Origin of the sequence: Planktothrix sp. FACHB-1355, assembly GCF_014748295.1 — a bacterium.
GTDB lineage: Bacteria > Cyanobacteriota > Cyanobacteriia > Cyanobacteriales > Aerosakkonemataceae > Aerosakkonema > Aerosakkonema funiforme_A.
On the sequence record NZ_JACJUP010000046.1, the window covers coordinates 1 to 13,331 of the forward strand.

9 protein-coding genes are annotated in these 13,331 nt (G+C 42.3%); 4 read left to right on the plus strand and 5 right to left on the minus strand.

The features are described from left to right. The 5 genes from H6S82_RS04325 to H6S82_RS04345 form a co-directional block, all read right to left on the minus strand. Positions 1-481 (minus strand): HAMP domain-containing protein (locus H6S82_RS04325; RefSeq protein ID WP_199317865.1); only part of this gene is annotated, 481 nt, incomplete at its 3' end. 61 nt (positions 482-542) lie between these two features. After that, positions 543-1,631, minus strand: coding sequence for a chemotaxis response regulator protein-glutamate methylesterase (locus tag H6S82_RS04330; protein ID WP_190472630.1), 1,089 nt, complete (start codon positions 1,629-1,631; stop codon positions 543-545). Between the two features lie 96 nt (positions 1,632-1,727). Next, positions 1,728-3,377: a methyl-accepting chemotaxis protein gene (locus H6S82_RS04335; RefSeq protein WP_242056816.1), complete on the minus strand. Its 1,650-nt coding sequence runs from the start codon at positions 3,375-3,377 to the stop codon at positions 1,728-1,730. 73 nt (positions 3,378-3,450) lie between these two features. Further along, positions 3,451-3,966 (minus strand): chemotaxis protein CheW, encoded by a 516-nt coding sequence (locus tag H6S82_RS04340; RefSeq protein WP_190472633.1) that lies wholly within the window; start codon positions 3,964-3,966, stop codon positions 3,451-3,453. A 39-nt stretch (positions 3,967-4,005) separates the two neighbouring features. Then, entirely contained in the window at positions 4,006-6,288 is a 2,283-nt protein-coding gene (locus H6S82_RS04345) for a chemotaxis protein CheA (RefSeq protein WP_190472637.1), read from the minus strand. A gap of 399 nt (positions 6,289-6,687) precedes the next feature. Here H6S82_RS04345 and H6S82_RS04350 point away from each other — a divergent pair, with 399 nt between their 5' ends. The 4 genes from H6S82_RS04350 to H6S82_RS04365 form a co-directional block, all read left to right on the plus strand. Next, on the plus strand, positions 6,688-7,065 hold the full coding sequence (locus tag H6S82_RS04350; RefSeq protein WP_190472640.1) for a response regulator: 378 nt from the start codon (positions 6,688-6,690) through the stop codon (positions 7,063-7,065). Then, complete coding sequence (locus H6S82_RS04355; protein ID WP_191056036.1) at positions 7,062-7,673, plus strand: chemotaxis protein CheC; 612 nt, start codon at positions 7,062-7,064, stop codon at positions 7,671-7,673. Before H6S82_RS04350 ends, H6S82_RS04355 begins: the two co-directional genes overlap by 4 nt. A 175-nt stretch (positions 7,674-7,848) precedes the next feature. Further along, complete coding sequence (locus tag H6S82_RS04360) at positions 7,849-9,324, plus strand: histidine kinase dimerization/phosphoacceptor domain -containing protein (RefSeq protein WP_190475436.1); 1,476 nt, start codon at positions 7,849-7,851, stop codon at positions 9,322-9,324. Between the two features lie 52 nt (positions 9,325-9,376). Then, on the plus strand, positions 9,377-13,331 hold a 3,955-nt coding region (locus tag H6S82_RS04365), incomplete at its 3' end, for a PAS domain-containing protein (RefSeq protein ID WP_191056037.1).

Genomic DNA, 13,331 nt, shown 5'->3' on the forward strand with positions numbered 1-13,331 from the left:
GGCTATAGCCAGAAATTTCACAAAATTTGTCATTGACAAAGGTAATATTCCCTTTGCGGTCTACCTCGCTGACAATCGCGGCTTCATCGAGAACGTGTTGGCGGTTTTCAATTTCTTGCAGCAATCTCGCTTGTTCTACTGTTAAGTCTTGGAGTTTTTGTGCAGCCTTTTGGTTGTTCAAATCAGTAATTTGATTTTCAAACTTAACTGCCATTTGGTTAATATTTTCAGCGAGATCTTGCACGAAATCGTTTCCCTGTAATTGAGGAATGCGAGTATTGAATTTGCCATTAGCAATTTCTTCGATCGCCTGGGAAATTAGAGCGATTTGCTGTAGGATATTTTCTTGTTTTTTGGCGCTTTTAAACAAAATAGGAACAACAGCCCCTGCTAATAAAGCGGTAAATATGCCGCTGGCAAAACTAAAATGACTGGATTGAAAAGCTGGGATAGTGAATTGTAAGAGTAGGTTAGTCCACATGATAAAATCCTTAAAAAGCCGAGTAATTTTGAGCGAAAAATTCCGAACAATAATAAATAAGTTACTGTATGCAATTAGCGACAGAGCGCAGAATTTCCGCTGCTATTTGGTCTAGAGGCAGCATTTTATCTGCTAAACCTGCTTTCGCCACAAATCCGGGCATCCCCCAGACGACGCTGCTGGCTTTGTCCTGCACGAAGATTTGACCTCCGGCTGACCGGATGCCTTCGCAGCCTCGCAAACCATCATGACCCATGCCGGTGAGTACAACTGCAAGAGCTCCTGCACCATAGGTTTGGGCTACCGATCGAAACAGTACATCCACCGCAGGACGGCAAGAATTTTCTGGAGGGCTTTGGTGGATGCGAAGTTGAACGATAGAGCCAAGGCGATCGACACTCATGTGAAAATCGCCAGGAGCGATATAAGCCGTACCGGGCTCTAATTTCGCGCCATCAAATCCTTCTATAACCGGGATTTGGCAACGAGCGTTCAGCCGTGTGGCTAGGCGTTGGCTAAACATTGGCGGTATATGCTGCACGATCAAAATTGGGACGGGAAAATCTGCTCTAAATTGGGGTAAGATTGCAGCCAAAGCGTTTGGGCCTCCAGTTGATACTCCGATCGCGATCGCCTCTATCGGTTTGGGATTTCGGATTGCCCGTTTTCGATAAGTTAATTGTTGGTTGATTGAGGACGTTTTTAAATCCCGATCTGAATTCAAAGTAGTAGTTTCGATCGATTCGCCACAAAATACTTTAATTTTGGGAATAAGTTCCTGACGGAGATGCTGATTAGCTGCCTCAATACTGCCCATTTGAAAAGGTTTGGTTACATAATCTTTAGCTCCTAAAGAAAGTGCTTCCAGTGTTGCAGTAGCGCCTCGTTCCGTAAAGGCACTGAACATAATCGTCGGGAGGTTAGGGTAAGTTTTGCGAATCGCTGCTAATGTCTCCAGGCCATCCATTTCTGGCATTTCTACATCTAGGATGACCAAATCCGGGTTGACTTGGGCAATCTTCGCGAGAGCAATTTGACCGTTGGCAGCAACTCCCGCGACTTCTAAGGCCGGGTCATTAGATAAAACTTCACTTACCCGACGACGCACCATAACAGAATCATCAACAATCAAGAGGCGAATTTTACGCATTAGTAGTTAAGAAAGGATAATTGGCAATCGCCGAGGCGTAAATAGTCGCGTTAGTGGGTAATTAATCGAGAGAATTACCCACTAATGATGACTGGTTTAATATTTGAATTGGCTGACCAGTGTTTGCAATTCTGCTGCTAACAGAGCGAGTTGGTCGGCAAATTTTAAAGTTTGGCTAGCTACATCTGTGGTACTTTGAGCTGCTTCGGCAACATTGTTAATGTTATTTGCAATTTCTGATGTACCCTTAGCAGCCCCAGCAACGTTCCTGGCAATTTCATTTGTCGTGGCAGTTTGTTGTTCGACGGCACTGGCGATGGTATTTTGGAAATCGTTAATTTGGTTAATAATCGCTGTAATTTGTGCGATCGCTGCTACTGCGCTTTTGGTATCGCTCTGAATAGTTTCTATTTTTTGACTGATATCTTCAGTTGCTTTTGCAGTTTGCTTGGCTAATTCTTTGACTTCATTAGCGACGACAGCGAAACCTTTGCCCGCTTCTCCGGCTCTTGCCGCTTCAATAGTAGCGTTTAAAGCTAATAAGTTGGTTTGTTGGGCAATTGAAGTAATCACTTTGACGACATTACCAATCTCAATGCTACTTTGGCCAAGTTTGGCGATAGTTTGGTTGGTGCTTTGGGTCATTTTAACGGCGTTAGTTGCTACCATCGCTGCATCAGTCGCACTTTTAGAAATTTCCTTAATGCTGGCGCTCATTTCTTCTACACCAGTGGCAACAACTTGGGCATTTAAGTTAACTTCATCAGCAGAAATTGAAGCAGAATTAGCTTGTCCTGATGTATGTTCTGCATTTTTATTTAGCTGTTGGCTAACTTTGGTGAGGTCTTCCGAAGCATGGGCAAGTGCTTGAGCGACTGAGGCAATTTTTCGCACTGAGTCGGTTAAATTGCTCGTCATTAAGTTGACGTTATAACTTAGTTGTTTGAATTCGCCAACTGTTTTATTTTCGACTTTTTGGGATAGGTCACCTTGCGCGATCGCTAAAGTCATTTTCGTAATGGTTTGAACTTCTTCTTTGAGCTTTTCAATCATCTGGTTAATATTTTCCGTGAGGTCTTTCCAGATACCGGTTGCTCCGGTGAGGACTGCTTTAGTGCTGAGATTTCCTTCTTGACTGAGAAGTTTTGCCACGCGATTTTTTTCGGAAGAGTAGCAAGCGATATTGTCAATTAGTTGGTTAGTTGTGGTGCTAAGGCGAAGCAAGTCGCCTTTGAGCGATCGCCCTTTGATTTTGGTAGGTACTTTGCGGGATAAATCTCCCGCCGCTAATGCTGCTAGAGCTTGTTCGGTTTCTAGGATGGGTTGACCTAAAGTTTCAACTAAAGTATTAATTGCTGTGACGCTAGTTGCCCAATCACCTTTTACTGAGCGCATACCCATTTTTTCGGTTAGTTTACCTTCTTCTCCAATATCATTACTAACTCTGACAATACCGTTGGTCAGGTTTTGATTTAAGCTGAGCAATCCATTAAATACTTCAGCAATTTCACCCCATCCATTATTTTCTGATAAGCGCACGCTAAAGTCGCCATCTCTAGCACTCTTAAGAACTGACAGTAATTCGTTCCAATGCTCAGACGTAATTTTAACTCGATCGAGTTGACTGCTTTCTAGTTGAGAAAGCGGCTCTGGATCGGATAATTTTTGCGTGACTTTACTGCTCGGATTACTTGTTTTTTTAAAAAACAAAAATCTTGCAATTCTTTTGCCATTGTAAGTATCCATGCTAGCTCCATTTGATTAATTTAACCGATATTGAAATTGCCAATAATCAATATCATACAAATATTCTTCAATATCAATCCGATCTTTTGCTAACCTCAAAAACTTTTTCAGTGTCGAGAATGAGCAACAGGCGATCGTTTAGTTTATAAGCTCCTTGAATTAACTCGCGTGCTTTGCCTTTGAGCGTTTGTGGAGGAGGTTCAAAAGAGCATTCGGAAATTTCTAAAACTTCTCCTACTTCATCAACCAGCAAACTGATTACTTCATCATTTGCCTGCACGATCGCATTGAGAGGCAGTTGCTCTAAGCTGGGAAAAAAGTAATTAAATAGATTAGATGTTGAAGAATTCCTCCACGCCATACTGCTTTTTTGATAAGTAGGATCGGATTCAGATATATCCAAACACTGTCGCAGATCTATAGCCGGGACAATTTGACCGCGTAAGTTAATCAATCCTCGGACAGCTGGAGGTGCTAAAGGTACGCGGGTAATTGATTGATAGCGAATGACTTCTTGGACTTTTTTTACGTCTAAGCCAAAGCAGATGTTAGCTAAATAAAAGGTGCAAAACTGGTGAGTATGAGCCATATAAATTGAGTATTTTCCATTAATTACAGGTGTGATTTACTAATTAGATATCCACTGATTAAGTGCTTCTAGGTCTAAAATTTCGGTAACTTGGCCTTTAATGACAGCGATCGCATTAACTCCCGGACGACTTGTCGCGGCAGTAAAAGTCAGTTTTTCCATGACAATATCGAGGATGCGGCTGACTGCTAATCCGACTGTCTGTCCATTTGAGCAAGACACGACTATCATTTGCAGAAGTTGGTTTTCTAATAAGGATGAGTGGGAATTATTAGTTCTGGTAGTTGCTCCCTTTTTCTTGGTACAAGATAATGGCTGAGGACTAAATACACTAGCTAAATCAATCAGCGGCAGAATGCGATCGCAATATTGAACGATCGTCAGATCGCCTACTTTTTCCACAGCAGTAATGGGAATTTCTTCTAAACGCAAAACCATTGAAAGCGGAATAGCCATGCGACTCTTAGGCAAACCTTCAAACAGTAACAGCATTTCTCGCCCATCATCTGTCTGTTGCTGGGATGCGCCTTCCTGTTCTAAGCGAGCTTTTGTTTGTGCTTCGGAAAACACGCCAGAACGCTGCGCGATGCTACGCACATCTAAAATCAAAGCAACTCTTCCGTCTCCCAGAATAGTTGCTCCGGCAAAGCCAGGTGTATCTTTTAGCAATTTCCCTAAAGGTTTAACCACAATTTCTTGAGTATCGTCGATCGAATCTACCACTAAACCAAAAGGTGTATTGGCTTGCACGACAACGACGATATTCACTACTTCATCTAGAGATTGTAGATTTGATTTTTGTTCTTTATTTTCTAGCTGAAGTTCTCGATTTAAGTAAACGAGGGGTAATAATTTACCTCGCAAACGATATACGGGAGCTTTGTGAATGTATTCAATGCCTCGCTTAGCTTGTTCTCCTTCCAAACGCACCAATTCTGCTAAACTCATTTGCGGAATCGCGTAGCGATCGCCTGCACTGGTAACAATTAACGCCGGAATAATTGCCAGCGTTAAAGGAATCTTGAGTTTAAACACAGTACCTAATTTGCGTTGGCTGGAAATTTCAACCACACCCCCGACTTTTTCAATATTGGTTTTCACCACATCCATACCGATTCCCCTTCCGGATAAGCAAGTCACTTTGTCAGCCGTGGAAAACCCTGGCAGGAAAATTAAGTTGATGGCTTCACCGTCACTCAAATGATTAAACTGTTCGCCAGTAATTAATCCCAAGCTTAGTGCTTTGTTTTTGAGTCGTTCTGGATCGATGCCAGCACCATCATCGATTATTTCAATATTTACGTAACCGCTTTCGTGGAAGGCATACAAGCGCACTTGTCCTGACTCGGGTTTGCCGGAAAGTTTCCGTACATCAGGCATTTCAATTCCGTGGTCAATACAGTTGCGAATGATGTGAGTGAGAGGATCTTTGATTGCCTCGATGATAGTTTTGTCGAGTTCGGTGTCTTCACCTTCGATCTCGACTTGCACTTGCTTTCCGGATGCGATCGCCATATCCCTGATCGCACGCGGAAACTTACTCCAAATCGTGCTAATCGGCTGCATCCGGGTTTTCATTACAGCTTCTTGCAACTCGGTAGTGACGCGATTTAAATTTTGAGATGCTGCTTCAAATCCTGCTCGATCCTGGATGGAGTCGAATTGCAAAATTTGGTTGCGAACTAATACCAGTTCTCCCACCAGGTTGATCAACTTATCTAATAAGTTGATGTCTACTCGGATCGAGGGCACGGTTTGAGCTGCTGCTAATGGTGTGGGTGCTTCCTTACTGTTGACTTTGCCATTTTTGGTCTGATTATCATATATAGAGGGTTTTGTCAAATTAGGGATTTGCGTATAATTACTGGGTACTGAAGGCGGTGTACTTAGGGAGTCCGCAACGTTTTCTGAATTTAGCGCTATAATTAAATGCTTATCTTCATACGCTGTGTGCTGTAAATCATTTAGTCTTTGAATCAGTTCCGAGTAGTCAGAGTCACTCTCTTCTCCGGTGGCATTAATACAGATACAGCTTTGGTGAATAGTATCGACGAGTTGCAGTAAGGTGTTGATGATTTCGATATTTAATATTAATTCCTTATCCCGCACGCGACTGAGCAAATTTTCCCCAGCGTGGGTGAGCGCTTCCAGCTTACCAAACGCCATAAAGCCGCAGTTTCCCTTGATAGTATGCAGGGAACGGTAAATCCGGACGAGCAAATCTTTGTCTGTGGGATTTTGTTCTAAATCAACTAGATCTCGCTCGATATGGCCGAGATTTTCGTAGTTGTCTGCTAAAAATGCTTTGATATCTTCATCCATATTGATTTATAAATAAAGCTCAAAAAAATTGTGAATTACTTGTGCAAAAATTGCCTTCACTTTCTCTAAGATAGATTTGGCAATGGTTTCAGCCTCTTCTGAGCGTCATTCAATTTTGGATGAGATGATTGTCCATCAGACGTTCATCGGGCGTTTGATATATTTTTGATAGTCAGATATCTGTATTATACAGAACAAATAAAGTCATGTTCTGGGTGATTTAGGTAAGAGCTTAAAAGTATCAGTAATAATACGTAATCTACCTAAATAAAGTACCGTATTAATACTCGATATAAATATAAATAAATCGTGTTAGGAATAAGTAGTTACTTTCAAGTTGGAGCGAGCAAAAAATTTAGCAAAATTTCAATAACTACTACTAAATAATAGGAGAATTTAATGCCTTTAATTCTAATGATTGATGATGCAGCCTTTACGCGCCGGATGCTGCGTAAAGCATTGACAGCAGAAGGTTATGAAGTCCTGGAAGCAACTAATGGACAAGAAGGACTGGAGATGGCGGCAATCCACAAACCGGACTGCATTTTAGTTGACCTACTAATGCCCGATATCGATGGCTTTGGGGTATTACAAGCAATGCGCGATCGGCGATCGACTATCCCTGTCATCGTAGTGAGTGCAGATATTCAAGTAGGAGTTCGACAACGCTGTATGGAATTGGGAGCTGCGGGCTTTCTGAACAAACCACCCAAACAAGAAGAATTGCGCCAAAAAATTACACAAGCTTTAGGATACACTCAGGAGATGGCGCAATGAACTTAACAACCAGTCAGATTGATGCAATTCAGGAACTGCTTAATATTGGTGTGGGTCGTGCTGCCAACGTACTCAACGAGATGTTAGATGCTTACATTCATTTGCAAATTCCTTACATTAAAATTAAATTGCCCCAAGAATTGCAACGAGAAATGCAAACCAGTTTCGGCAGGGGACGGGTAGCTGCGGTACGCCAAGATTTTTCAGGATCGTTTTCGGGCATTGCAGAGCTAGTTTTTCCCACAGACAGCGCTTGTATGCTAGCGGCTATCCTGACGGGTGAAGAACTGGGAACGCCAGACTTGGATGCGGTGAGAATTAGTACCTTGAGTGAAGTTGGTAACATCTTAATTAATAGCGTTATCGGTTCTATTGGCAATTTAATCAATCGCAACCTTGAGTACGAACTTCCCTATTATATTGAGGATACAGTGGAGAATTTAATCCACTTCCATAATAAGGTTGCTCCCACTACAGTTTTATTAGCGCAAACTCAATTTACAATTGAAAGATTTCAAATTCGGGGCGATATTATACTGATATTTGAATTAAGTTCTTTTAACTTGTTGATGAGTGCGATCGCAGAAGAAATCTACGCCTACAAATAACTGGTTAGACAGTAATTCAAAAAATAAAATAAATTACTTCAATAAATATACATGGTTTTAACTAACACAACGCGCTCACAGGCTTATATGTCTCCTCTATCGCTCAACTAAATCTATTCTGTTTGAACCGGACAAAACTATCAAAAACGAGAAAAAATGATTTCAAAAATCAGCCATGAACGACATAGAAGAATTAGCTGAAAAATTTAGTGTTCTCGATCGAATCCCTATAGGTATATGCGTACTTCGGGAAGATTTTACAGTGCTGTATTGGAATCGCTGCTTGGAGAATTGGACTAATATCTCCAAGCAAGAAATAGTGGGAACTGATATTATCAAACGTTTTCCTCACTTAAAGGAAACGAAATATGCTTCTCGTCTCAAACAAATCTTTGCTGGGGGGCCACCAACCCTTTTCTCTTCTCAACTCCATAAGCACTTCATACCCGCATACTTACCTAACGGACAGCAGCGAATTCAGCATACTACTGTTACCGCCGAACCTGCACCTCAAGGAGGATACTATGCTTTACTCTCCATCCAAGATGTTACGGAACTCACCCAACGAGTTCAGGACTATCGCATTATGAGAGACCGGGCACTTATAGAAGTGAAAGAGCGGCAGCAGACAGAGAAGGCACTCCAACAAGCAAAAGACCAGTTGCAAGTAGTTTTAGATGCTGTACCGGGATTAGTTTCTTGGATTAGTTCCGATTTGCGATATATGGGTGTAAATCGGCATTTATGTACTGCATTTAATCGTCCTCCAGAAATTTTTATCGGTCAAGAAATTGGTTTTTTGGAAAGCAGTAAGACATTTGCAGAATTTATGAGTTATTTTATGCGTGGTGACGATAAATCTGGTAGTAGAGTGATCGATGCCAACATTAATGGAGCGATCCGAAATTACTTAATTGTTGCCCAAAAGTACCAGCAAGGTGAAGCCGCAGTTGCTGTAGGTATCGATATCACAGATCAGAAAAAGATCGAACAACAACTGAAAGGATCTCTAAAAGAAAAAGAACTGCTTCTTAAGGAAATTCATCATCGAGTCAAGAATAATTTGCAAATAATCTCTAGTTTGTTGAAGTTGCAATCTGAATGTACTAACGATCCAGAAATTGCATCGCTTTTGAGTGACAGCTATAACCGGGTTAGGTCAATGGCACTGATTCATGAAAAACTTTACCAATCTGAAGGTATTGTCCTAATTGATGCTGGTGATTACATTACAAGTCTAGCCAATAATCTAGTACGTTCTTACAGATTGTTGTCCGAATTTATCGATTTGGATATTAAATTTGAGCCAATATTTTTCGATGTAGACACTGCTATTCCTTGCGGCTTAATCATTAATGAATTGGTTTGCAATTCTTTGAAATATGCCTTTACTAATGGGGGACCAGGAAAAATAAGCATAAAAATTGCTTTGATTGAAGGTTGCCGACTTTTATTAGAAGTCCACGATAATGGCATCGGTTTGCCGCCAAATTTCGATCTTGAAGAAAGTAAATCTTTGGGGTTACAGCTAGTTGTCAATTTAACTAATCAATTAGATGGAGATATTGAGGTTAATTCCGAGGCAGGTACGCACTTTAAAATTACATTTCCTTTCAAGCGTCATGATTGCAGACTCCCCAGTCTGGCTTAAGTAAGAAGCTCGTCAAGAGCCCAGAAAATAAAGCTCTATAATCGATAACGCCATGCAATCCAGTGATTTTTATTTAAATTTACCAGACTTAGAGCAGGCTATACATCGTCATCCCATTATCGTAGCTCCCGATACGCAGTTGGTAGATGTGATATCTCTCATGGGACTCTCATATACCAGCCAATATACTATTGGGAGCGATAATTTAAGAGATACTTCTAGAGTAAGGTTAAATATTGCCGCCCCAGCAGTCGGTATGGAAGAACAAATCGATATGCCATCCGGCACGCTGCGCGATCGCCATTATGCTGTAGTAATGGAAGCTTCGCGAGTTTTAGGGATATTCGCCGAGCGAGATATAGTGCAGTTACTGGCATCTGGGAATGGACTGCAAAGCCAAGTCAAAATTGCTGAATTGATTAAGCCGCCGATATCGACCTTGAGTCTGTCAGATGCAGTCAATATTTTTACACCTGTATTATTTTTTCGTCAGAGTCAAATTTACTATTTACCAATTCTAGACGAGAGGAAGCAGCTGTTGGGAATTGTAACTCCCACAAGCATTCTCCAAGCCTTAAAAACCACGAATCTGTTCAAACTCGGTACAGTAGGCGAAGTGATGAACACCAAGCTAATCCGTGCCGATCGAACAGCATCCGTAGAGAAGATTGCCCAACTGATGGCAGAATATCGCGTTAGTTGTGTGGTAATTACAAAAGAGGTAAGGAACGAAGCAAACAATGCTGTTTCCGGTAGCCTTTCATCCATTCCGGTAGGAGTTGTTACTGAGCAACAAATTATACAAGCTTGGTGCGTAGGGATGGATTTAGCCCAGACACCAGCTGCATCGGTAATGAGGAGATTGGGACACGAGCTAAACCCGGAAAACTCTCTGCTTTATGCTTATCAGCAAATGCAGATCGATCGCATGGAAATGCTGTTAGTTCGAGAGCGTCAGAGTGAGAGTTCGGCAGTGCAATTGGGAATAATAACAGAGATGGAATTGTTGAGTTCCCTAGAACCGGTGCAAATCTACAAACGGCTGAAACGTACCCAACAATCGGTTTCCAAGTTGCAAGCGGAAAAAGCCGAACTGCTGCGCCAGCGAAACGCCGAACTGGAAAACGAAGTGGAAGAGCGCACGACCCAACTTCAAAAAGTTCTTGCGACAGTTGAGCGACAAGCTCAACAAGCTACTTTGCTCAATCAAATCGTCCACGCTATGCGAGGAACGCTGGCTTTGGATGAAATTATCCAAATCGCAGCGAATCAACTGCATTCCGCGCTCAATGTCAGCCGTTGCCTAATTTTTCGACCGGATGCCGATCGCGAGTTGGGAATTCGTTATGTTTCCGAGGCTACCTCGGAAGGCAACAGTTTAATGGGTATACACTGCGGTTTTTATCGCCGTTACGACTCCGTGTTAGCGCAAGGAGAACCGCTCGTTCTTCCTCGGATTGATGAGTGCGAACCGCCAGAAATTTTGGAAGCCGTAAAAAGGTGCAACATTCGCGCTCTCATGATTGTGCCGCTGATATATCAGCAGTCGTACTTGGGCGGAATTAGCTTAAATGAATGTAAGGGAGAACGGGAATGGACAGAGGAGGAGGTAGCCTTTGTCAAAGCGATCGCCGATCATTGCGCGATCGCCATCCATCAAGCCGAACTTTACGAGCAACTTCAAACCCAACTGCAAGAACGTCAAAAAGCAGAAACTGCACTGCGAGAAAGTAACGAATTATTCCAGCAGCTAGGGGAAAATCTCCACCAAGGCTTTTTTGTCAGAGACCCCCGACAGAACAAATTACTTTATGGCAGTCCTGCCTTGGACAAAATCTGGGGCGGCTGTATAGATGTATACAATAATCCCACACAATTTTTGGATGCCGTTCATCCAGAAGACCGCGATCGCGTTATCGCTGCGGTGGAATCGCAGATATGCGGACAACCTTACGACCAAGAATATCGGATTATCCGACCGGATGGACAAACCCGCTGGGTTTTGACTCGTGCTTTTCCTCTCAAAAATGAGGGGGGAGAAGTTTATCGCGTCACAGGGATTGTCGAAGACATTACCGATCGCAAGCTCTCAGAAGTAGCTTTGCGAGAACAACAGCAATTTTTGCGAACAGTAATCGATACCAATCCTAATTTAATCTTTGTTACGGATCGGGATGGTAGATATGTATTAGTTAATCAAGCCTGTGCCGAAACTTGGGGCATGACTGTTGATCGAATGGTCGGTAAAAAAATTAGAGAATTTAACAATAATCCAGCTGATGTAGAGCGGTTGACGCATGACGATATGGAGGTAATGACCACCTTAAAGACAAAGTTTATTGCCGAAGAAAGCGTGATAATACCTACAGGAGAATTACGCTGGTTTCAAACAGTCAAAACACCGCTTTTGTCTGAAGATGGTAAAGCTTATAAATTGCTTGGCGTTGCTACCGATATCACCGCTCGCAAGCTGGCAGAAGCAGAAGTGCAACGCTCGCAGCAAATGTTGCAAATGGTGATGGATAATATCCCCCAATTTATATTTTGGAAAGACAGGAATTTAGTTTATTTAGGTTGTAATTATAACTTCGCACGAGCTGCTGGTTTTGATAATCCACAGCAAATTGTGGGTAAAACAGACTACGATTTGCCCTGGAGAGAAGAGGAATCGGATTGGTATCGCGAGTGCGATCGCCGGGTGATGGAAAGCAATGCACCCGAATATAACATCATCGAAACCCAACTGCAAGCAGATGGCAAACTATGTTGGGTGGATACAAACAAAGTTCCGCTCCTGGATGCAAATGGAAATGTAATCGGCATCTTGGGAACTTATGAAGACATTACTGAGCGCAAGCAAGCAGAATCAGCGCTGCGGGAAAATCAAGTAATTTTTGCTGCTATTTTTAACAATAGCTATCAATTTACTTATTTGTTAAAGCTGGATGGCATCTTGTTACAAGCCAACCAAACCGCCCTTGATTTTGTCGGTCTTCAAGCCACTGAAGTAATCGGTCGTCCCTTTTGGGAAACAAAATGGTGGACAATTTCCAAAGCCACCCAGAAAAAACTCAGAAGGGCGATCCGCACCGCTGCCAAAGGCCACTTTCTTCGTTATGAACTGGAAATGCTCGGTGCTGGGGAGCAAGTAATCACAACAGACTTTTCCCTCAAGCCTATTTTTAATGAAAAAGGAGAAGCCATCCAGCTAATTGCAGAAGCCAGAGACATTAGCGCTCGCAAACGTGCCCAAGCAGAACTGCAAAAACTCAACGAAGAATTAGAAACCAAAGTGCAAAAACGCACCCAAGAACTACTGTGGAGTCTTCAACAAGTAACCGTCGAAATTTCCGAACGCCAACAAGCAGAAGCACAATTACAGCAGAGTCAGGCACACTTACAGGCAATTTTAGATAACTCTCCGGCGGTCATTTATGCACACGACATTCAAAATAGATACTTATTGCTTAACCATCAGTGTGAAAACTTGTTTAATTTGAAGAGAGAAGAAATTGTTGGCCAAAGTATTTACGATTATTGGCCTTGCGAGATTGCCGATACGTTTGCAGCAAGCAATCGCCAGGTAATAGAAGAAGGAAACGCCGTAAAAGTTGAAGAAGTTGTTCCTCATGAAGACGGGTTGCATACCTACATTACTGTTAAGTTTCCCTTAAAAGATAGTCATGGAGTAATTTATGCTGTTTGCGGCATTTCTATGGATATTACCGAGCGCAAACGGACAGAAGAAGCGCTTAAAGACAGTGAAGAGAAATTCCAAAAATTGGCAGCCAATGTGCCGGGGATGCTTTATCAGTACGTCCTTCGTACTGACGGTTCTCAAGCATTGCTTTATGCGAGTCCGCGTTGTCGCGAAATCTGGGAACTAGAACCAGAAGAAATGCAAGCGGATTTCCAGAAAAGCGTTGAGATGATTCATCCTGATGATGTGCAGTCTTTATACCATTCAACTGTTATTTCGGCTGAAAGTTTGCAACAGATCGGAAGAG

What these genes read in the sequence shown, in the direction of transcription:
- H6S82_RS04360 (WP_190475436.1), top strand. Translation starts at nt 7,849, where the DNA reads ATGAACGACATAGAAGAATTAGCTGAAAAATTTAGTGTTCTCGATCGA.
- H6S82_RS04330 (WP_190472630.1), bottom strand. Translation starts at nt 1,631, where the DNA reads ATGCGTAAAATTCGCCTCTTGATTGTTGATGATTCTGTTATGGTGCGT.
- H6S82_RS04355 (WP_191056036.1), top strand. Translation starts at nt 7,062, where the DNA reads ATGAACTTAACAACCAGTCAGATTGATGCAATTCAGGAACTGCTTAAT.
- H6S82_RS04340 (WP_190472633.1), bottom strand. Translation starts at nt 3,966, where the DNA reads ATGGCTCATACTCACCAGTTTTGCACCTTTTATTTAGCTAACATCTGC.
- H6S82_RS04335 (WP_242056816.1), bottom strand. Translation starts at nt 3,377, where the DNA reads ATGGATACTTACAATGGCAAAAGAATTGCAAGATTTTTGTTTTTTAAA.
- H6S82_RS04350 (WP_190472640.1), top strand. Translation starts at nt 6,688, where the DNA reads ATGCCTTTAATTCTAATGATTGATGATGCAGCCTTTACGCGCCGGATG.
- H6S82_RS04345 (WP_190472637.1), bottom strand. Translation starts at nt 6,288, where the DNA reads ATGGATGAAGATATCAAAGCATTTTTAGCAGACAACTACGAAAATCTC.